This window comes from Aureibacillus halotolerans (assembly GCF_004363045.1).
GTDB lineage: Bacteria > Bacillota > Bacilli > Bacillales > DSM-28697 > Aureibacillus > Aureibacillus halotolerans.
Genome location: NZ_SNYJ01000007.1, coordinates 59,512 through 81,442, shown reverse-complemented (window position 1 = coordinate 81,442; position 21,931 = coordinate 59,512). Strand labels below are relative to the sequence as shown.

General features: G+C 44.9%; 19 protein-coding genes and 1 pseudogene. 1 reads left to right on the top strand and 19 read right to left on the bottom strand.

Going from position 1 to position 21,931, the window contains the following annotated elements:
• Nucleotides 1–3: 3 nt before the first annotated feature.
• From pgsA to EV213_RS09910, 16 genes are all read right to left on the bottom strand, one after another.
• Nucleotides 4–582: a CDP-diacylglycerol--glycerol-3-phosphate 3-phosphatidyltransferase gene (gene pgsA / locus EV213_RS09985; RefSeq protein ID WP_133580390.1), complete on the bottom strand. Its 579-nt coding sequence runs from the start codon at nt 580–582 to the stop codon at nt 4–6.
• 106 nt (nt 583–688) lie between these two features.
• Complete coding sequence (locus EV213_RS09980) at nt 689–1,624, bottom strand: helix-turn-helix domain-containing protein (RefSeq protein WP_133580389.1); 936 nt, start codon at nt 1,622–1,624, stop codon at nt 689–691.
• Between the two features lie 23 nt (nt 1,625–1,647).
• Nucleotides 1,648–2,439: a YmfK family protein gene (locus EV213_RS09975; protein WP_133580388.1), complete on the bottom strand. Its 792-nt coding sequence runs from the start codon at nt 2,437–2,439 to the stop codon at nt 1,648–1,650.
• Nucleotides 2,440–2,651: 212 nt separating this feature from the next.
• Complete coding sequence (locus tag EV213_RS09970) at nt 2,652–2,915, bottom strand: DUF3243 domain-containing protein (RefSeq protein WP_133580387.1); 264 nt, start codon at nt 2,913–2,915, stop codon at nt 2,652–2,654.
• A 66-nt stretch (nt 2,916–2,981) separates the two neighbouring features.
• Complete coding sequence (gene ymfI / locus EV213_RS09965) at nt 2,982–3,704, bottom strand: elongation factor P 5-aminopentanone reductase (protein ID WP_133580386.1); 723 nt, start codon at nt 3,702–3,704, stop codon at nt 2,982–2,984.
• 13 nt (nt 3,705–3,717) lie between these two features.
• Complete coding sequence (gene yfmH / locus EV213_RS09960) at nt 3,718–5,013, bottom strand: EF-P 5-aminopentanol modification-associated protein YfmH (RefSeq protein ID WP_133580385.1); 1,296 nt, start codon at nt 5,011–5,013, stop codon at nt 3,718–3,720.
• Entirely contained in the window at nt 4,991–6,301 is a 1,311-nt protein-coding gene (gene yfmF, locus EV213_RS09955) for an EF-P 5-aminopentanol modification-associated protein YfmF (protein WP_133580384.1), read from the bottom strand. Before yfmF ends, yfmH begins: the two co-directional genes overlap by 23 nt.
• Nucleotides 6,302–6,318: 17 nt before the next feature.
• Nucleotides 6,319–8,697, bottom strand: a complete 2,379-nt coding sequence (locus tag EV213_RS09950) for an FtsK/SpoIIIE family DNA translocase (protein WP_133580383.1) — start codon at nt 8,695–8,697, stop codon at nt 6,319–6,321.
• 107 nt (nt 8,698–8,804) lie between these two features.
• Entirely contained in the window at nt 8,805–9,020 is a 216-nt protein-coding gene (locus EV213_RS09945; protein ID WP_133580382.1) for a YlzJ-like family protein, read from the bottom strand.
• Entirely contained in the window at nt 9,017–9,772 is a 756-nt protein-coding gene (locus EV213_RS09940; RefSeq protein ID WP_133580381.1) for a ClpP family protease, read from the bottom strand. Before EV213_RS09940 ends, EV213_RS09945 begins: the two co-directional genes overlap by 4 nt.
• A 243-nt stretch (nt 9,773–10,015) precedes the next feature.
• Nucleotides 10,016–10,891: a 4-hydroxy-tetrahydrodipicolinate synthase gene (gene dapA, locus EV213_RS09935; protein ID WP_133580380.1), complete on the bottom strand. Its 876-nt coding sequence runs from the start codon at nt 10,889–10,891 to the stop codon at nt 10,016–10,018.
• A 36-nt stretch (nt 10,892–10,927) separates the two neighbouring features.
• Complete coding sequence (dapG, locus tag EV213_RS09930; protein WP_133580379.1) at nt 10,928–12,175, bottom strand: aspartate kinase; 1,248 nt, start codon at nt 12,173–12,175, stop codon at nt 10,928–10,930.
• Nucleotides 12,176–12,192: 17 nt separating this feature from the next.
• A complete protein-coding gene (locus tag EV213_RS09925; protein WP_133580378.1) occupies nt 12,193–13,245 on the bottom strand; it encodes an aspartate-semialdehyde dehydrogenase in 1,053 nt (350 codons plus the stop codon).
• 147 nt (nt 13,246–13,392) lie between these two features.
• Entirely contained in the window at nt 13,393–13,986 is a 594-nt protein-coding gene (locus tag EV213_RS09920) for a dipicolinate synthase subunit B (RefSeq protein WP_133580377.1), read from the bottom strand.
• Between the two features lies 1 nt (nt 13,987).
• Complete coding sequence (gene dpaA / locus EV213_RS09915; protein WP_133580376.1) at nt 13,988–14,890, bottom strand: dipicolinic acid synthetase subunit A; 903 nt, start codon at nt 14,888–14,890, stop codon at nt 13,988–13,990.
• 83 nt (nt 14,891–14,973) lie between these two features.
• Nucleotides 14,974–15,228, bottom strand: coding sequence for a YlmC/YmxH family sporulation protein (locus tag EV213_RS09910; RefSeq protein ID WP_133580375.1), 255 nt, complete (start codon nt 15,226–15,228; stop codon nt 14,974–14,976).
• 202 nt (nt 15,229–15,430) lie between these two features.
• Between EV213_RS09910 and EV213_RS09905 the strand changes: the two are divergent.
• A pseudogene (locus EV213_RS09905) lies at nt 15,431–15,844 on the top strand (YoqH family protein); the annotation flags it as partial.
• 535 nt (nt 15,845–16,379) lie between these two features.
• Here the strand turns inward: EV213_RS09905 and EV213_RS09900 are convergent.
• The 3 genes from EV213_RS09900 to pnp all read right to left on the bottom strand — a co-directional run bounded on the left by EV213_RS09900 (nt 16,380) and on the right by pnp (nt 21,825).
• Nucleotides 16,380–17,588: a M16 family metallopeptidase gene (locus EV213_RS09900; protein ID WP_133580374.1), complete on the bottom strand. Its 1,209-nt coding sequence runs from the start codon at nt 17,586–17,588 to the stop codon at nt 16,380–16,382.
• 45 nt (nt 17,589–17,633) lie between these two features.
• Nucleotides 17,634–18,647 carry a polysaccharide deacetylase family protein gene (locus tag EV213_RS09895; RefSeq protein ID WP_133580373.1) on the bottom strand — a complete coding sequence of 338 codons (1,014 nt, stop codon included), beginning with the start codon at nt 18,645–18,647 and terminating at the stop codon, nt 17,634–17,636.
• Between the two features lie 1,054 nt (nt 18,648–19,701).
• Entirely contained in the window at nt 19,702–21,825 is a 2,124-nt protein-coding gene (gene pnp / locus EV213_RS09885; protein WP_133580371.1) for a polyribonucleotide nucleotidyltransferase, read from the bottom strand.
• Nucleotides 21,826–21,931 lie beyond the last annotated feature (106 nt).

The following is a 21,931-nucleotide window of genomic DNA, read 5'->3' as shown; positions in this document are numbered from 1 at the left end:
TTGTTATTTTGATGAAAGAACGACTTCCTTGTTTTTCACAAAGTAATCCCAACCAGAAATGACAGTGAAAAATAAACAAACCCATAGTGCAATAGTGGCAAATGGAAAATTAAAAAGTGCGAATGGAAGATTGTAAAGTAAAAACGCCACAATCGCGATCATCTGTGTCCACGTTTTAAACTTCGCCAACTGGCTTGCAGCTAACACCGTGCCATCTGCAGCAGCGATTAAGCGAAGACCCGTAACAGCAAACTCACGACTTATAATGACAATGGCGATCCAAGCTGGAACATCCCCCATTTCAATCAAAATAAGCAGCGCAGCAGACACAAGTAATTTATCTGCTAGAGGGTCCATAAATTTTCCGAAATTAGTGACCAAGTTGTGTTTTCTCGCCAAATAGCCATCCACCCAGTCGGTTAACGATGCGAAAACAAAAATAAATGCGCCAATCATATGGGCAATTGGAAACGTAATTTCGCCAATCTCAACGGCTCCAAAAGGTAGAGGAACAAGCATAAACACCATAAAAACGGGAATGAGAAATATTCTTCCAACTGTAATTTTATTCGGCAAATTCATAACGTCGTCCTCCTTCTTAAAAAGTTAATCTTGCACTATATGTACCTTTGATAATTCGTGTACATCAAAAAACCTGACGCGACAGCCAGGTTTTTGACCATTCCTTTTATTCGCCTTCGACCGTTTCATTCCCTGCCTTTGTAATCACAATCGTTTGATCCTTTTGCTCAGTTGGTGACACCTCATATTGAAGAGGAATTCCATTCACAGTCACTTTTGTATCATAAGCTCTAGGCAAGCGAAGGTTGATCGTGTCGTGTTGGCTCATATCCACTGTCCATTCGCCTGATTCCGGAGACAGTGTATTTTGTTCTATTATGCTTCTGTCAGCTGTGCGAACACCAATGTAGGCTCTACCCGTCACCTCAAAGGTCAATTCAAACGAATCTGGTGCATTTGTGAGCTCGTAAGTTGTTGTGACGCCTTGGTCTGTCGTAGGAGTTACTGTTAATACTGGTTCTGTGGTTTCCTCATTTGTCGTAGACTCATCCGTTTTCTCATCCTCACCAGAAGAAGTGCCCATGCCTTCACTATCCGCAGCGCTGTCAGGAACGTCTGGATCCTCTTCTGTTGTAGACGGATTGCCTTCATCTAATACGACAGTTGGCGAATTATCCTGATTAGCGTCTGCCGATTCATTTGGTGTCGCTCTTTGTATGAACGTATACACGAGGATAACAGCAATTAAGAAGACGAGCACAATAAGAATCTTCGGGAATACGCGTGCGAATTTTGACCGTCCTGCTGATACATGCATCGTGCTTTTAGACCGTGCCAAACGACTCGGGAGCTCATCAGGCACTTTATGCTGCGGAAGGTCTTTTTCGTAGGCTTCAAACACTTCATCTGGTGATAGTCCTACCGCCTCTGCATATTGCTTCACGAATGCACGTGCATAAAAATGCCCTGGCAATGCATCATAATTTCCTTCTTCAATCGCCTGAAGATAACGCGCTTGTATTTTTGTGCGTGTTTGCAGCTCATTGAGTGTTAACTGCTGCGTCAGACGATGCTCTTTTAAATACTGTCCTAGTTCCGTCATAGGAAACACCTGCCACACTTAGACTAAAAATCAAACTGGTGTGGACCGCTAAAATCGTCATGCGGTCGCCAATCCACATTTTTGTATGTAATCTCTTCGTCCGGAGTCGATCGAAGCTCAATAATATAATCAAAGTCGTTCATATCATATTCGGTTGCTTCCACGAAAATATCAGGGTGTTCAACAACTTTCGTTACCGGCATACGCATCATTTCTCGCACAAGCTGCCAATGTTTCTCTGAGTGCCTTCGTGCAGAAACAATGCCATCAATGATGTAAATTTGGTCTTCGGCATACTCGCCGTCGATAAGTTGGTCACGAATGGTTTGCTTTAACATTGTCGATGATATGAACAACCAGCGTTTGTTCGCACAAACACTTGAGGCAACGACCGATTCGGTTTTGCCAACTCTAGGCATCCCGCGCACGCCAATAAGACGGTGACCATCCTGTTTAAAAAGCTCTGCCATAAAATCAACAAGCAAACCAAGCTCATCACGCTCAAACCGAAATGTCTTTTTGTCGTCCGCATCTCGCTGAATGTACCGACCATGACGAACAGCCAGTCTGTCACGGAGTTTTGGCGACCGGAGCTTTGTGATCGTAATGTTTTCCATATTTGAAAGTATCGCTTCTAAATTTTCTATCTGCTGGCTTTCATCACTTCTTAGAAGCATGCCACGTCGTAAATTATCGACACCATTAATGGTTATAATATTTATGCCTAACATGCCTAAAAGGGACGCGACATCACCGAGCAACCCTGGACGATCACGCTGAATCTCGTATTCAAGATACCATTCTTTTCCTTCCATATCTTCCCCCTTTTATCTCTATACAGTCAATCTTCTCCATTTTAACATAAAGATATAGGCCATGTGACACATCAATGTATCATTCTTATGCAAAGCTATCATTCCAAGAGGACATCGTCAAAATTGATTACGGAATCGGCTTCATTAGTGGCCATTCACACATCTAAATTCACCCGTTAGAACTTGAAAAAACAGGGCCAAACTTGGCCCTGTTATTTGTGGTCGTTTCCGCCTTGTTTCACAAGCTTGACCATCATATTTGCGATGGCATGCTGTTCTTTTTCGTCAGCGACTTTCCAAAGCTCAGCTAAAATACGCTCTTCTTCGTTTTTGCCTTCGACTTCTTCTGCAAGATACCCGCCAATTTGGAATGCGATTTCCGAAATGGCTTTTTGGTCATACCCTTGCCCTTCTGCATGTTCGAGACGGTCTCCTAAAAAGCCTTTCCATGAATCAAAATTATCCAGGATGGACATGCCTTCAACCTCCTATAGTTGACTTCATATCCTAGCTTGCGCATCTTCAGGTTACTCTATGCACGGTTACGTGTACCAACCGCCATTTACAGAGAGAATATGTCCCGTCACGTATTGTGAAGCTGGATCAAGAAAATAACGTACCGCATGAACCACTTCTTTTACATGCCCAAGTCGACCTGCAGGAATGTCCATGGTCAAGGCTTCAAGGTCTTCCTGCGACAACTTAGTCGTCATTGGAGTTTCAATAGCCCCAGGTGCTACAGCATTCACGGTCAGCTTTGTACGTGCGGTTTCTTTAGCCAGTGCTTTAACGAACGCAATTTGTCCACCCTTCGCAGTCGAGTACATGCTTTCATACGCCCCACCAGTTTGACCAAAAACAGAGGATATAAAAACAACACGAGCATACGGCTTCCTTAACATCGATGGAAGAAAATGACGAGTGAGCGCGAGAGGCTGCTGCACATGGACTTGGAGCAAGCCCGCCAGCTGCGTATCCGTACTTTCCTGAAACAGCCCTTCGACGGTGTGTCCTGCCGCATGAATCAACACATCGAGTTCTGATGGCAATTGATCAAGACATTCTTGTGCTCCGGTCGCAGAGGTCATGTCGGCTTGCACGGCGACAACCTTCTTGTTTAACTCTTGCGCTTGCTGCTGTAAGTTGTCTATAGCTGCACGGTTTGTATGATAGTGCGCGTAAACAGTGACCTCTTGCTGAAGCAAGGCTTCACATATGGCTCGCCCAATGGCTCCACTCGCACCGGTTACAAAGATGTGTTTCATTTTTTCTTACGCTCTACGATTTCGGAAGGATTTGACAAACCGCTTGCCCATCCTTTGTCACGACAGCCTTCAGAGCTGCTTGAATATCACGTAATGACAATTGTTCCAGCACAGGAACAACATCAAATAAATTCATCTCATTAAACTGATAGCGTGTAAATTGGTTCGCAATGTACTCCGGTGAATTCAAAGAGCGAAGAAAGCCGCCAATTTTTTTCTTTTTGATCTCTTCGACATGCTGAGCGTCCCACTGCGACTCTGATGAAATCGCGTCAAGAAGCAACGCGGAAATTTCTTCAGCCAATAGGTCCGGCTTTGTAGTGTCACCGCCAGCGGACAAAAAGCCAAATCCGTCCTCTTGGGTATAATCAAATGAAAAACTCTCATCAATGATTTCTTCATCCAGCAGACGTTCATAGGCAGACGAGCTTTTGCCGAGCAAATAGTCAAGCGCTACATTGACTGCCACCTCGTGCTGCAACATTTCCTTCCCTTGCCTTGTTGGTGAGGGATCTTTAAAGCCAATTAAACACTTTGGCGTTTGTACGGTCATGTGAATGACCTTTTTTGCCTCAGAAACGCTTTTATCTTCTTCCTCAAAAAAACGTTCGACAGGGGCTTGGTCCGTAAATGGTTTTTTCTCCTGGTTGTCACGAACTTGTTTGAAAACTTCTTCAGGCTGCACATTGCCTGTTACAAACAAAAGCATATTGCTCGGATGATAAAACGTTTTATAGCATGTATAAAGTAGATCAGCTGTAATACGGTCAATTGATTTTACTGTCCCAGCAATGTCGACCTGCACGGGGTGTTTATGGTACATGGCTTCAATGAGCCCAAAAAACAACCGCCAATCAGCATTGTCGTTGTACATATTAATTTCTTGTGCGATGATGCCCTTCTCTTTGTTGACCGTCGCTTCTGTAAAATACGGTTCTTGAACAAAGTCGAGCAATGTTTCAAGGTTTTTTTCTACATTGGTTGTTGTTGAAAATAAATAAGCTGTTCGTGTGAAAGATGTAAAGGCGTTAGCGCTGGCTCCTTGTTTCGAGAAATCATGAAACACATCGCCGTGCTCTTTTTCGAAAAGCTTATGCTCTAAAAAATGAGCAATTCCATCTGGTACTTGAAGCGATTCCTTTTGCCCTAATGGGGTAAAGTGATCGTCAATGGAGCCATATTTTGTTGTGAATGTGGCGAAGGTTTTATTAAATCCCTTCTTTGGAAGCACATAAACGTCTAAGCCATTTGTCAATGTTTCGTGAAAAAGCGTTTCGTCTAATTGATCAAATACTTTTTTCTGAGCCATGTTGTTCCTCCTCTAAGCCTTTGAGAAAGTACACAGTGTCAAGCTGTGCTTTTTGGGCGACATTCACAATCGCTTCATTCGTCACATTGTTGATGCCTTGTAGAAAATCTTCTACAGATCGTTTTGTGCCAGCAATAACATTATTGTAAAGCATCTCAACAATGCCTCTCGGCGTGTCGATCATTTCTAGCAATTGATTCGCAATCATTGCTTTCGTCTGTTCCACTTCCGTGTCGGTAAAAACGCCGTTTTTCATATCATCCATTTGTTGAATGATGATCGCCTTCGTTTTATCAAACTGCTCAAATTCAATCCCACTCATGACGAGCAAAAGCCCTTTGTGACTCTCAAGACGTGAGGCCGCGTAATAAGCTAAGCTTTCCTTCTCGCGGACATTCGTGAAAAGCTTTGAGTGTGAGAATCCACCAAAAATGCCGTTCATCACCTGCAAAGCATAATAATCCTCTGAATCATACGCAACAGGCACCCGGTAGCCGATGTTCAGCTTTCCTTGTTGTATGTCCTGCGCTTCTTGTACTTCCTTGACGTCTGATTTAGATACGACCTGCTCTTCTTTCACCTCAGGCAGGGACTGACGTGTTCCACTGAAGGCAAAGGCGTTCTTAATGATTGGAACGACGGTGTCTGCTTGGACGTCCCCAACAATATAAAGATCCATTTGCTCCGTTTGCAAGAACTGCTTATAGTAGGCAAACAACTCGTCATTACTAACGTTGTCAATGGATGCCCGATCTCCATAAGGATGCAGACGAAAGACCTCTTGCTCACACATTTCCTCAATGAGTCTAACACCTGCGTAGCGCATTTTATCATCGACGATTGCATCGAGACGTTGCTTTAACGCACGCTTTTCTTTCGTGACATTGGCTTCCTTAAAGAGCTCGCCATCCTTCGCAGGACGAAGCAGTGCATCCGATAACATCGTCACAGCAGCTTCAAGCAGATTTTCATTGGCGCCAAGAAATTTTTCATTCGCAATGTCAATCCGATACGTAATTACATGCTGATCGCCTTTCTTAGATACATCCACATTAAAAGAGGCACCATACAGGCGATTTAGCTCAGAACGAAGCGCCTTAGTTGATGGAAATCTCTCAGTACCACTTTCTAGTACATGCGCAAGCAAGGCGCGTTTTGTCACGGTGTCTGAATCAAGTGGCGCATGAAGCTTTAAATAAAGCGTATTTGTTTTAAATTGGGTGCAAGACAAGACGTGCACCTGTAGTGCGTCGATCGACGTTGTTGTTTCTGTAAATTGATTTGTCATGGTTTGGTCCTCCTTGTTTACGAACTTTGGCTTGACGGCTCGTCAGACGGCTTTGAAACAAGTACTTCCCTAGGCTTGCTCCCTTCATATGGACCGACGATATTCCGCTCTTCCATCGCGTCAATAAGTCTCGCTGCTCTTGTATAACCGATTCGGAACCGACGTTGCAGCATTGAAACAGAAGCCGTTTGCATGTCAGCGATAAGCGCTACAGCTTCATGGTACAGGTCATCCTCGACATCTGAGGTGACCTCTTGAGTATCGTCTGGGATCATTTCATCTTGGTATTGTGCCTTTTGCTGGGTAATGACATGCTCGACAACGCGCTCGACCTCATCGTCAGACAAGAAAGCGCCTTGCACACGAACAGGACGTGAGGCACCTACAGGCATAAAGAGCATATCTCCGCGACCGAGCAATTTCTCAGCGCCACCAGAATCAAGAATGGTCCTTGAATCGATTTGAGACGACACACTAAAAGCAATTCTGGAAGGAATATTGGCTTTAATGACGCCTGTTATAACGTCAACAGAAGGGCGTTGTGTGGCGATAATGAGATGAATGCCTGCCGCTCTTGCCATCTGAGCCAACCGTGTAATCGCATCCTCAACATCCCCAGAAGCCACCATCATTAAGTCTGCCAATTCATCTACGATAACAACAATGAATGGCAACTGCGGCTGCTGTTCTTCCCGTTGCGCATTTTGTTTGTTCACATAGTCATTGTACCCTTCAATGTTTCGTGTGCCAGAATGGGAAAACAAATCATACCTTCTTTCCATTTCGGACACGACTTTTTTAAGGGCTTGAGATGCTTTTTTTGGATCTGTCACAACAGGAGCCAATAAATGGGGAATGCCATTGTATACATTCAGCTCAACCATTTTAGGATCAATCATCATCATTTTGACTTCATGTGGTTTTGCTCTCATCAATATGCTGACAATGATGCCATTAACACAAACACTTTTTCCGCTTCCTGTTGCACCAGCCACGAGCAAATGAGGCATTTTATTTAATTCAGCTAAAATGGCTTCTCCCGAAATATCTCTCCCTAGTGCCATGAGCAAATGACTTTTTGAGCTATGCGCGTTTTTTGTATCAAGCACTTCACGCAAATTGACCATTGCCACCTCTTTGTTTGGCACTTCAATACCAACAGCAGATTTCCCAGGGATCGGAGCTTCAATTCGAATGTCCTTTGCTGCCAAGGCAAGTGCAAGATCATCGTTTAAATTCACAATTTTACTCACCTTCACGCCAACATCAGGATACACTTCGTATTTTGTCACCGCTGGTCCTAGATGGACCTTTGTGACCTTTGCATTGACGCCGAAGCTTTGAAACGTTTTTTCTAATTTTTTTGCGTTCGCAGCGAGTTGGCGCTTCTCCGTCGATTGATTGCTGCTTTTCGGAGGCGACAAAAGACTAAATGTTGGTAGTTTGTATTGTTTGTTTTCCATCTCTCTCATGACAAGAGTGACAGAACCGTCCGCTTTTTGTTGATCTTGCTGCTCTTGTTGGTCGTCACTACCCTTTTCGTCTTGCACTAGTTCGTTAGGATGATCGGCTTGAGGTGATGCCTGTGCCATTGGCTCATCTTGTCCGTAAGCTGTTTCAGTAAAATCTGCAATGATTGGCGCCGCCTGCTGATCTACAGATTCATCTTCTATCTCAGCAGCCTCATCATCATTTTCAAGGACTTCTCTAGACTCCCTGCGTTTGGAAGGTTTTGAGGCCTGGTTGCTCTTGTTCTGCTTCCATTGCGTCAAGCTTTCCTGAACGTTCTTTTTAACTGAATGAAACGCTGCGGCAAGCCACTCCGACACTCTGCCAAACAAGTCATGCAATGATTTTCCTGAGAGAAGAAGAACCCCAATGGCTGCGATAAAGAGGGCAAAAATACGTGTTCCGGTCGCAGCAAAAAGAAAATGAAATAGGGCATAAAAAACCGCACCAATCATACCTCCGCCAAGCTGAACCGTCATCGCAGGATTGGATGCTTCTTGCATAAACAGCTGGTATGTATTGCGAATGACCGATGGATCCTCAAACACACCATGTCTTGATAGTGTCTCAAACAAACTCACGTGAGAAAACAATAAAACAGAAAGCACAATGAGGTATGCGCCGGACAAACGACGCGTAAAAAAGGCTGGCCATTTGCGTTTGAAAATAAAATACAGTGAAAGTAAAAGACACGCAAATAAAGGCAATGAATACCAGCTTCCAGCCAAAAATCGCACAAGTTCATAGAGTGCAAGACCAACCGCACCAAGCTGCGCAACTGTAATGACCGTCAGTACGAGCAATAACAGTCCAGAGATTTCAAAATAGAATTGGTTGAGTAACACACGTTTTTTTTTCGTTTGCTTTTTTTTTCGAGTACTTGCCATAAAGCTCCCACCTTTGTCCTTCATTCACGATGGTAAAAGCAGCCTCTGGAGGGCTGCTTTAGAATCATTACCAAAGTATATCATAAGAAAGGTCAGGCACTCTAATGTTAAGACAGATTCGAAAGGATTTGCCCGGGCGTATAGGCCTCCATTAAATAGTGTGATGGATCGGAGCTCAGCACTTGAACAACTCGGAACTGTGCCTCTGTCGTTTTTTCGACGAGCAAAGAGCAACCTCCCACTTGAAGTGTCATACGATTTTGGAACACCTTCTCATCAGGCTGAAAAATAAGTTCCTCAGGCATTGAAGTATATAAGATCATTTATCGACACTTCCTTTATCCTTCTCCGGTCTGCTTTCTTGAATAAGTTCTTGCAGTTTTTTAATGGCTAAGCCAACTCCACCCACCTCATCAATCAAACCATAAGAAACCGCATCTGTACCTACGACGTTTGTGCCGATATCTCGTGTTAAATTGCCTTTTGAGAGCATCAACTCTTTAAATTTTTCTTCCTCAATATTTGAATGTGAGGTCACAAAATTAATGACGCGTTCTTGCATTTTATCGAGATATTCAAACGTTTGTGGGACACCAATGACCATCCCTGTCAGACGAATCGGATGGATCGTCATCGTTGCCGTTTCAGCGATAAAAGAATGCCTTGTACTAACGGCTATTGGCACGCCTATACTATGTCCTCCACCAAGAACAATGGATACACTCGGCTTTGTCATGGAAGCAATCATTTCAGAAATGGCCAATCCTGCTTCTACATCTCCACCTACTGTGTTAAGCAAAACGAGCAGTCCTTCGATTTTAGGGTTTTGTTCAATCGCGACAATTTGCGGAATGATATGCTCGTATTTTGTCGTTTTATTTTGCGGTGGCAATTGAAGATGCCCCTCAATTTGTCCAATGATATTTAAACAATGAATGTTGGATTCTGGCGCTTTGGCGACCTCTGTTTGTCCAAGTTGTTGGATTTTTGAAAGGATGCCATCTGAGGAGTCTTGTTTTTCGTTGTCTTCGTTATCTTCTTTTGGTGTTTCCTCTTCATTGGTGAACGGATTCATGACACAAAACAACCACCTTTCTTGCATTAGTTACCTGTAGTATGATCAAGCTGTTAAAAATCATACAAGGTTCTATGTTCGGTCATTGAAATTTTCTGTGAACTGATCGTACTTACGAGGCAACTTAGTTATCATTGGTTTTCGATAAGCGGTCAATTTTGAGAAGTCTTGGATACCTCAGTTGATCAGATTCAAGCAAAAAACAGACAGAGACCTGTGTGAAAAGGTCTCTGTCTGTTTTTGTTACAAAGCTTTTAATTTTCCTAATAGCTGCTGAAGCTGCGTTCGTTCGTCTTGTGTAATTTGAGCAAGCGGCAAGCGAACGCCACCTACATCAAGTCCAGAGAGCTGCAGTGCCGTTTTAACAGGAACAGGACTTGGTGCCAAAAACATACCGGTAAACACGGGCATTAACAAGCGATGAATCCTTGCTGCTTCTACGGTATTCCCCCGTGCCAAAGCGGTAAGCATATGGTCCATTTCCTCTCCAACAATATGTGCAGCTACCGACACGACACCTTTCGCCCCGACCGCACTCATCGGTAAAGCTAAATAATCATCGCCGGTGTAAACGGCAAGAGAAGGTACACGGGTAATCAATTCAGACACCGTAGCAAAATCTCCACTAGATTCCTTTACCGCAAAGATTCCAGGCAGTTCGGCAATGGCGACAAGCCCATCCACTGACATCTTCACGCCCGTACGACTCGGAATATGGTACACCATCAATGGCAGGTCTACCTCATCGAGAATGGCTTTGAAATGTTGGAAGATTCCTTCCTCAGACGGCTTATTGTAGTATGGAACAACGGCCATGATCCCATCAACACCAGCAAGCTTCGCTTTTTTCGCAAGGAAGATGGATTCCTTTGTATCATTCGTTCCGACACCAGCGATCACAGGGATTCGACCATCCACTTCCTTCACCGTGTATGCCCATAAGGCTTGCATCTCTTCCTTAGTTAACGTCGGTGCTTCACCAGTAGTACCCGTGACAACAAGGGCCGTTGTTTTTTTGCGTATGAGCCATTCAATCAGCTGAGTCGTTTTTTGGAAATCGACATTGCCTTTGTTGTTAAATGGGGTCACCATCGCCGTAAGCAAATGACCAGCATCCATTTAATTCGCCCCTTCATATAAAATATCTTGCGTGCTTTACTCTTCATGAACGACAGAGGTTGTTGTCATTTCTGAAGGCAGTAAAAACACATCATGCAATGCATTAACTGCTGCTTCCATATGTTCGCCATCAACGAGCACCCAGATAGTGGTATGTGAATCGGCGGACTGGAGAATGTTAATTTTTTTCGCAGCAAGCGCAGCGACAATTTTTGCCGCTACACCTGGCACGCCAGTCATGCCCGCTCCGACGGCTGACACTTTGGCACAGCCTTTTTTGATGAAAGGCGTGTGCCCTTGTGTTTTCAACACCATTTCGGCGCGATTTGTTGATGACGCGCTTACAGTATACGACACATACGTCGGCGTAATGGAAATAAAATCGACCGAAATGCCCTCGGATGCCATTGCATTAAAAATCGCAGCTTGTTGAATAGGCTGATCGCCCGTTGCCTTGACCGTAATTTGTGAGACGTTTGCGACGTGAGCAATGCCTGTGACAAGACGTTCATCAATATCCGCGATTTTTGCCTCTGACTTCACAAGCGCCGTCACGAGCGTTCCAGGAGAATCGGAATGCGTCGAACGAATTCGAATCGGAATTTTTGCCTGCATGGCAATTTCAACAGCTCTTGGGTGAATGACCTTGGCTCCCTGATACGCCAAATTGCAAATTTCTGTGTACGTGACGACAGGGATTTGACGGGCGGATTTGACAATGCGCGGATCTGCGGTCATTACACCATCCACATCTGTAAAAATGTCGATCCATTCGGCCTGTAATGCCGCGCCAAGGGCAGAAGCTGATGTATCACTTCCACCGCGGCCTAACGTTGTCACCTCACCTTGATCATCCATCCCTTGAAAACCAGCTACAACGACGACATCATAGGACTCTAACGTTTTTTTTAGTGAATCGCATTTCATCTCGGTAATTTTGGCATCACCAAAATCACTGCTTGTGACAAAACCTGCCTGCGCCCCAGTCATCGCCGTAGCCGTCATATTTTTCTGTTTAAGGAGATCCGTAAATAAAACGGCAGAAATGACTTCTCCACAGGAAGCCAACAAATCAAGCGAGCGAGCATCCGCGGTCGATTCTGACACGAGACCGAGCAACGTGTCTGTGGCATATGGTGCTCCCTGCCTTCCAATCGCAGAGACGACCACCACGACCTTGTAGCCTTCCTTAATCGCTCGCTTCACATGAGACGCTGCCTGCTCTCGGGAAGCTTCATCCTTTACGGACGTTCCACCAAACTTTTGGACAATACGTTTTGCCATAAATTACACACCCTACTTTACGAGTTCAAAAGCTTCATTTCAATCATTCGTTCGGCAATTTGGACAGAGTTTAAGGCGGCCCCTTTTAAAAGATTGTCAGAAACGACCCAAAGATGAATGCCATTTGCTACGTCTGGGTCTTTTCTCACTCTGCCGACGAACACATCATCTTTGCCTTCTGCTAGTGCGGGCATCGGATACGTTTGCGTTGATGGATCGTCTTGGAGCGTGACCCCTTCTGCCGTCTGAAGCAATGCTTTTATCTCCTCTGCTGTTACATCTGTTGCTTCAGTTTCGATATAAACGGACTCTGCATGACCAGATGCGACCGGCAAGCGAACACATGTTGCAGACACAGAAAGGTCTTCATCATGAAGAATCTTTTTCGTCTCGTTTATCATTTTCATTTCTTCAAACGTATACCCATTGTCCTGAAACACATCAATTTGCGGTATGGCATTAAAAGCAATTTGATAATGCTTTTTGTCTCCGCCAACGGGCAATATCTTTGGCTCTGCTGCTTTGCCGTCTAGGAGGTCACGTGATTGCTGTTTCATCTCCTCAATGGCTTCTGTCCCAGCACCGGATACAGCCTGGTACGTAGAAACAATCACTCGGGAAAGCCCGTAGCGTTCTTTGATCGGTTTCAATGCAGCCACCATTTGGATGGTGGAGCAATTTGGATTGGCAATAATGCCTTTGTGTGCTGTTAAATCTTCCGGATTGACCTCTGGTACGACCAAAGGAACTTCTGTGTCCATTCGAAACGCGCTCGTATTGTCAATGACGATTGCACCGTGCTTGACAGCTTCTGGAGCTAGTTTTTTAGACACAGATCCACCCGCACTAAAAAGGGCAATGTCGACACCTGCAAAAGATTCAGGTGTCGCTTCCTGCACCTCATACGTTTCGTTATTATAGACAAGCGTTTTGCCTGCTGAGCGCTTTGATGATAATAGCGTTAGTTTCCCGATTGGAAATGAACGTTTCGATAACGTTTCTAGCATTTTCTCGCCTACAGCGCCAGTAGCACCAACGACTGCAACATGATAGGTTTGTTGTGTATTCATAGGTTTCTCCTCTCGATTGAACATCGCAAACTGCGAAAGGTTCTAGTCGTATTTTATCATAGCTCCGTAGACAAGCAAATGTTCCCTGTGTTTTCGTGGAAGACAATTGAAAAAGGCGCGGCATTTTGAACTAGCCGCACACTTTAGTTAGGATTTGTTCGTTTCGACGATGACGGGCTGATATTGTACATTTTCGATTGCTGCCTGTACCGTTGGAAGCAGGTCAGACATCCGAGCCACCAGAGAGGTTGGCTTCTTCACTGGATCATCTTGACCAAACGGCACAAAATAAATGTGCTTCGTTGCCATCAGCCGCATTAAATTAACGCCATTAAGACCAAGGGCATCATTTGTGGAGATGGCCAATACAACGGGCGAACGGTTTCGAAGTGTTGCTTTCGCGGCCATTAAAACCGGAGTATCTGTCATGGCGTTTGCGAACTTGCTTAATGAGTTTCCAGTTAGTGGGGCAATCACCATACAATCCAATGGAGTTTTTGGTCCGAGCGGCTCTGCTTTTACGATGCTATCAATGACTTTTTCGCCGGTAGCCTTCTCGATTTTCTCGACCCATTCGCCTGCCTGCCCAAAGCGAGTACTCGTATGAACAAGTGTGGAGCTTACAATTGGAACGACTTTTGCGCCTTCATCCATAAGCACCTGCATTTGTGGCATGACTTCTTCATACGTGCAATGAGAGCCCGTCATCCCGAAGCCAATTCGCTTGCCTTTTAATTTCACGTTAGCTCACCTCTCCTTTCGCTTCCTCATCGTTTTGCTGGAGTAACTGGGAGAGGATTTTCGCCAAGATTTGACCTGCTGTTTTCGGTGCCACGATCCCAGGCAATCCAGGCGCAAGAATGGCTTTAAGCCCAAGTTCTTCTGCATATTTGAAGTCTGTTCCTCCCGGCTTTGAAGCAAGGTCAATAATGAGCGTGTTCGTAGACATGGTTTGCAAGATGTCCTTTGTAAGCATTTGATCCGGAATGGTATTGATGCAAATATTGACATCATTTAGATGCGCTTGCATATCAGAGGTGTGAAAGGATGTATAGCCGGTTTCCTCAATACGCGCCAGATGACTTGAGCTTCGTGCGCCAACAAAGACATTGGCACCAAGAGCATGAAACGTTCGAGCCACCGTAATGCCAGTACGTCCCCAGCCAAGAACGGCGACTTTAGATGAATGAATGGTGTAATCTGTATTTTGAATGACCATCATCACAGCGCCCTCTGCGGTAGGAATCGAGTTAAATATCGCCACATCATCCCGGTCAAGTATTGGTATTAGCGTTCGATTCGCTGCGTGACACAGCTTGACAAGCGTATCGTTTGCAATTCCCGTGAACACTTTGCAGTGCGCAGGTGTCTGCTTCAGAGCTTCTAAAGAGAGCTCAACACGCTCGTTTGAAAACATGGATTCAATGGTCCCATTTAACTGAATGCCAGACACTGGCAAAAGCACCGCATCGGTATTAGAAAGATCCGCGGTCTGCCAACTCTTTTTCACAGCACTTGTGTCTACCGTGTCCAATTGATCAAAGCCGTACAAGCTAAGCTGAGCGCCAGCCTCCTGTAAAAAACGAACAACCTCTAACTGCCTTGCATCTCCGCCAAACATTGCGATATGTTTTCCCTCTGTCAAAAAATCACCTTCTTTTTTGCTTTCCCAGCCACCCGTTTATGTGATGTTTCACCATAGTGTATGACGAAAAGCGATGAAGGTGATTAGTCCACATCAGACAATTCCACTCTACTGTTTATAAGAACCATGTCCTTGCCAATCGTTTCAATATCACTCCACTCAATGGTCAGGCGATCACTTGCTTTTTTGAGCCCAAGCCACTTCAAGTCAGGAACAATAATTCTATGAATGTTCCCTGAACGCACATCAATCTCAAGGTCGCATTGCCCGACCGTGCCATGCCGCTCTCCATTGTTCAAATCAATGATTTCTTTTGAATTCAGTTCACTTAGTCGCAACCTCAACGCCTTCTTTCACTAAGTCATTTCGTTCATTTTATGATTTCATCAGCAGCAACATGCTCGTCTTCTGATTTTAGAAAGATCCGCATAGGGACCAATGTGTACTAATCGAAGGTTTGGGGATGCTAGGGGAAAATGAGGAAGGTTGTGTCTTATGCGCCGCGTTCTTTTTATCATGCTACTCTGTTTATGGCCGTAGGCAGCCCCGCTCTATAGTCATGCATCAACCATGCCATGCCTCATTCTTTTAACCCCGAATGATCAACAGGCGATGAATGCAAATGGTGTCTCTCTTGTTTATAAGCCACAGTTAAATCCCCCAAGCTTTGCCCGCACAAGTGCAAGTATTCATGCCGTGCACCTCCCCCCGCCATCGACCTACGGCGCATTTGATCGTTATGAGGGCTTTGCGACCATCCCTAGTGAAATAAGCTGGCGTTTCGCGCTTTACCCGACAGCTGAAAATGAAAGCCCTACGTGGGCAGGGCGATTTGACTATATTTCGGCAGAGCTTAAAAGGGTCGTCTTTCAGGTTCGACCTTCGAATACAACGTCATTAAAGCTTGGCTCTCCTGTGTTGCAGAGCTCCATTCAAACGTGCGAAAGTGATTGAGGATGAGGTGAAGATAGGGTTGTGGTGATGCATTATCAAGGGAGCATGGGATGTGGCAAGGCTCTTTAATACAAAAGACATCCCCAAACCTTGAAATAGGAGACCCATTTCTAGGTTTGGGGATGATTCGAATACTTGCGCACGGCGCTCCGCTTTTCTTGGCTAGCTGCGCGCCGTAGAAGCTGCGGCGCAGAAATCCTCGGGCTAGTGAAATGTGAAGAACCATTTCCCTGCCCGATGATGTTCTGACCTGCGCTTCTGTACAACGGCGCTCCGCTTTTCTTTGTCCAGCTGCGGCTCGCTGAAACTGCGGGACAGAAATCTCCAAACGAGAGAAATGAAAGAACCATTTCCCTGTTTGAGGATGTTCTGCCCTCCGTTTCATAGCGTACTCGCCTTCGCTTTTCTTGGCTAGCTACGGCTCGCTGAAACTGCGGGACAGAAATCCCCAAACGAGAGAAATGAAAGAACCATTTCCCTGTTTGAGGATGTTCTGCCCTCCGTTTCATAACGTACTCGCCTTCGCTTTTCTTGGCTACGTCACAATGGCTGTGGCTTTTTTCCCTTTAAATACTTGCTCTATGAGGGTATGGCAGTCGTCGAGGGTGACGTTGTTGATGAGTTGGATCAATTCTTCGTTTGTGCGGTGTTTGCCTAGCAGGAGCTCATTTTTCCCGTTGCGCTGCATATGGCTTCCTGTGCCTTCCATAGACAAAAGCAGATGACCTTTAAGCTGTTCTTTTTGCATGAGCAGTTCATCTTCTGTTAATCCATTGGTTAGGGTTGTTAGGCAGTGGTCTATCACGTCTCGCAATTGCTCTAGCTGTTCACTACCCGTACCTGCGTAAATGGTAAGCAAGCCAACGTCTGCAAAGGAGGAATGGTAGGAAAAGACGGAGTAGGCGAGTCCTAAATCCTCACGTATTTTTTGGAACAGTCGACTGCTCATGCTGCCTCCTAGGTGGTTGTTTACGATTGACATTGGAAAGATGCGCTTGTCATTAATGGGCACGCCCTCGTACCCGAGGCATAGGTGTGCCTGCTCGGTATCTTTTGTGCGCTCAAGTGTCAATCCTTCAAAAGCTGGTGTTTGTGCTTCAAAAGCTTCATTCCCCGACACAGTAAACGAACCAAAGCCTTCTTCCAATTGAGCAAGTACGGCATCGTCGTAATTGCCTGCGATGGAGATGACGACATTGCTCGGAGTGTAATGCTTTTTTTGAAAGGCGGTCAATGTTGATTTTGAAAACTGTTTCACCGTATTCACTGTGCCTAAAATTGGCCTACCTAACGGGTGATCACGATAGCTGGCTTCCATAAGAACATCGTGCACAAGATCGTCAGGTGTATCCTCGTACATCTTTATTTCCTCTGTTACGACCTTTTTCTCTTTCTCGATCTCGCCTTCGTCAAAGGACGAATTCAGAAACATATCAGCCAACACGTCTATCGTTGCTTTGGCATGTGTTCCTAGCACTCGGGCATGAAAGCACGTATACTCCTTGGACGTATAAGCATTGACTTCTCCGCCAATCCGATCAAAAAACGCTGCAATTTCCTTTGCAGATCGTGTAGGTGTCCCTTTAAACATCATGTGTTCTAAAAAATGAGACATGCCATTTTGCGACGCAGTCTCATGTCTTGATCCGGTTTTAATCCAAAGGCCCAATGCGACTGATTGAACATTTGGTAGGGGTTCTGCAACAATTCGAACGCCGTTGCTGCATGTATGTGTTCTAAGCAATCCGTTTCCTCCTCATCACACTATCGAAAATCAACGTATATTGTATCAACGATCCACATAAAAGTCATCCCTAATGAATGATTCGGCGACTTGCGGACGCCGGCTTTCGCTAAGTAAAGCTGATACGGAGGTAATCCCAAGCTGTTTGGCTTCTATCTTCTCTATCATTGCATCGAGTCCGTCTCGTGTCGACTCCGTTGGGTGCATTAAAACGATGGCTGCTGGATGAATGAGGCGATCGACTCGCTGAACCATTTCATCCGGTTTTGGTTTTTTCCAGTCAATTGTATCCACCGTCCATAGAACAGTTCGCATCCCTTCCTCTGCGGCGGCTTGAATGGTCACTTCGTTATACGCCCCACTCGGAGGTCCAAACCATACTGGCCTTTGTCCAATCACAGCCTCAACGACCTCATTTGTACGATTGATTTCCTTTTTGGCTTCGGCTTTTGAGAGCGAAGTCATATCAGGGTGAGAATACGAGTGATTGCCGATATCATGCCCATTCTGAGCAATCATCCTTGCCAGTTCAATGTTTTCCCGCGCCCAACGCCCTTCTAAAGAAAAACTTGCATGAACGCCATGCTCTTTTAATGTGCTGAGAATATCAGGAATGTACTCATTTCCCCAAGCAACATTAATTAAAAAGGCCACTTTATTTTTGCCTTCATTCCCTTTGTAAACAGGCGATGGTGGAAGATCCGATAACGTGACTTCTGGTTGCACTTCCTTAAAGACTAGCAAATGCTCTTCAAACACGCCCCTTTTCCTCATCCGATCTACTGATGCCTCGATATCAACTTCCAGGCCAGCTAGCCCAGGAACAGCCTTCCATACACGATCAATTCTTGCATTCACAGGAGGGATATTGCGTTTCTCAGCACTTTTGCGAACCGCTTCATAAAGCTTGTCCTCTGACGGTTCACCAGACACCATTATCGCCTCTTTGTCTTTAACAGCTTCCACATATTGTTCTACATGTGGAAGCAAAAACAAGGTCGGGAGCATCCCGATAATCAACACAAAATAAATGACCATAGACAATGCGTTTTGTTTCATGAGTCCTTTCCTCCTCTTATCCCATCGTATGAAGACAGAGGACGAGGCAGAACTGGACACATTGCTTTCAGGCTAGCTTTTCAACGACACGTCGTTGGACCTCTTAATTATTTTACTTTCGCAACGTTAAAATCACCTTAAACACTGATTTGCCTTTGTGGAGAAATGTCTGAGCAAGAAAAAAGAATCAAAACAGCCACTCAGTGAGACACCAGCGGCAAAGAAATCACGGCGAGAGGTACTTCTGAGTCGATGATGGACTTGTGCCCTTTAGGGTGTAAAGGAATTACGGCCGCTTCGTCAAAATACTTCGCTTTCCGCGGGCACGGCTTCAGCTTCCTCGGAATTTTGCTTTCCTGCGGGATCTTCAGCTCGCGCTGTTCCCGCTGGAGTCTGCGTATTTTGACTACGCTGATGGTTGTTTCTGCGTACATTGTTTTTATTTGTCTTTGTCTCATATAACGGAGAAAATGGGAAAACGACTTGAGCCCAATTATGGAACACAAAAACGCAGAGATGAAACGATTCCACGTAATGCATACAACGAAGAACATTGGGCATTTTCGCATTATGAATACTTAACTGCGTTTGAAATAAAACACCAAACGCATGATAGAGCTAATAGAGAAAAATATCAGCCTTATTTAGTAAAGTGATGATGCCAACATTTACTATCTTACACCACCTCAAGAAATGAAACTTCATTTTTGAAGCTAAGAATCCTTCAACACATGAAAACAGCTGGAATGAGTAAATTTCATAACAAAATTTTTTTAAGCCGTGCCTGAGCAATAAAAAAGAGGATAAATCAAAGGCAGCCGCTAGTGAGACACCAGCGGCAAAGAAAACACGATGAGGTCCTCTCGAATCGATGTTGCACTTGTAGAAAAGAAATCACGACGAATCGTACTTCTGAATCGATGATGCGCTTATGCCCTTTAGGGTGAAAGCGAGCGTATGACAGCTTGTATGAAAAGCAACCCCAACTTTGATTTGCAGACTTACCCATCTATAGGCAAATGAAAAAGAAGCTAGCGTTCTAGCTTCCTGGGAGTTAGTCTTTATTGGCTTCTTTTTCTTTGTTTTTTTGTTCCTTCAGAACGACTTTTCGTGACAGGTTGACTCTTCCTTGACGGTCAATTTCAGTGACTTTGACAAGAATTTCATCGCCGATAGAGACGACGTCCTCTACTTTGCCAACTCGTTCTTCTGCCAGTTCTGAAATATGAACAAGTCCATCCTTGCCGCTAAATAGTTCAACAAAGCAGCCGAATTTCTCAATTCGCTTTACCTTGCCGAGGTACATTTGACCAACTTCAACCTCGCGTACAAGATCTTCAATAATTTGTTTCGCGCGTTCATTTTGCTCATGAACCAAGGAGGAAATGTAAATCGTACCATCCTGTTCGATGTCAATTTTCACGTCTGTTTCTTCAATAATCTTGTTGATTTGTTTCCCGTTTGGCCCAATGACATCACGAATCTTGTCTTTATTGATGTTCATAATCAAGATTTTTGGTGCATATGGAGAAAGCTCTGAACGAGGTGTGTCAATGGTTTCTGTCATATGAGAAAGAATATGCATACGGCCTTTTTTCGCTTGCTGTAAGGCTTCCTCAAGAATCTCTCTCGACAACCCATCAATTTTGATGTCCATTTGAAGAGCGGTAACCCCTTTTGCTGTACCTGCCACTTTAAAGTCCATATCCCCAAGTGCATCTTCCATACCTTGAATATCCGATAAGATCGTGTAATGCTCACCTTGTTTGACCAATCCCATCGCAATTCCAGCAACTGGAGAGGTAATTGGCACACCCGCATCCATCATTGCCAAAGTGCTTGCGCAGATACTTGCCTGTGACGTTGACCCGTTAGATTCCAACACTTCAGCTACGAGACGAATGGTGTATGGAAAGTCTTCTTGAGAAGGAAGAACCGGTTCTAATGCTCGCTCTCCTAAAGCGCCATGACCAATTTCACGACGACCTGGTGCGCGAAGCGGTCCTGTTTCTCCAACACTATATTGCGGAAAGTTGTAATGATGCATGAAGCGCTTTGAGTCTTCAAGGCCCAATCCATCAATGATTTGCATATCCCCAAGTGGTCCTAACGTACAAATGCTAAGCGCCTGTGTTTGTCCACGTGTAAATAAACCAGAGCCATGTGTACGAGGTAGTTTACCTGTTTCAGACGTGAGCGGACGAATTTCATCCACTTTTCGACCATCTGGGCGAATTTTCTCAACAGTGATGAGTCGGCGCACCTCGTCCTTCACCATTTTATCCATATAGGCTTTCGCCTGTTTCACGAAGGCATCTTCAGCTTCTTTCTCTTCAAGCGCCACAATAACGTTGGCTTTGGCATCCGCAATCGCTTGTTCACGTGCTTTTTTCTCATGCACTTGAACCGCTTCCTCGATCGTTTGACCAGCGAGTTCTTTCACTGTTTCCTGGACGTCCTCATCAATGGAGAATAGCTCAACGTCGCGTTTTTCCTTGCCACAAGCTTTGACGATTTCCTCTTGGAAAGCAATGAGCTTTTTAATTTCCTCATGTCCGAAAAGAATCGCTTCAAGCATTATTTCTTCAGGCACTTCGTTTGCGCCTGCTTCAACCATATTAACGGCATCTTTCGTTCCGGCTACTGTTAATTGAATATCGCTTTTTTCGGCTTGTGCTAGTGTTGGATTAATAATAAAATGCCCATCCACACGTCCAACGTTTGCGCCAGCAATCGGTCCATCAAATGGAATATCTGAGAGCATCAAAGCAAGTGAAGACCCTAGCATCGCTGCCATTTCTGACGAACAATCCTGATCGACACTCATCACTGTACTAATCACCTGCACCTCATAACGAAAGCCATCTGGAAACAGAGGGCGGATCGGGCGATCAATTAATCGGCTGGCAAGAATCGCCTTTTCACTTGGACGACCTTCACGCTTGATGAAGCCTCCAGGAATTTTACCAACAGCATACTGTCGCTCTTCATAATTGACGGTTAGTGGAAAAAACGGCAAGTCCTTCGGCTCACGAGACCCCGTGGCTGCGGACAAAACCGCCGTATCGCCATACCGTACGAGCACAGCTCCGCTTGCTTGCTTAGCGAGCTCGCCAACTTCAAGGACTAACGTGCGACCTGCCCATTCCGTCGTAAATGTTTGTTTCTCATTACTCATTCGATCCAGTGCTCCTCTCAATACAATATCATACATGCCATTCATGGACGGTTTTGTGTATAGTGTTGCCCATTCGTACAAAACCTAACAAAAAGAGGATATGTAT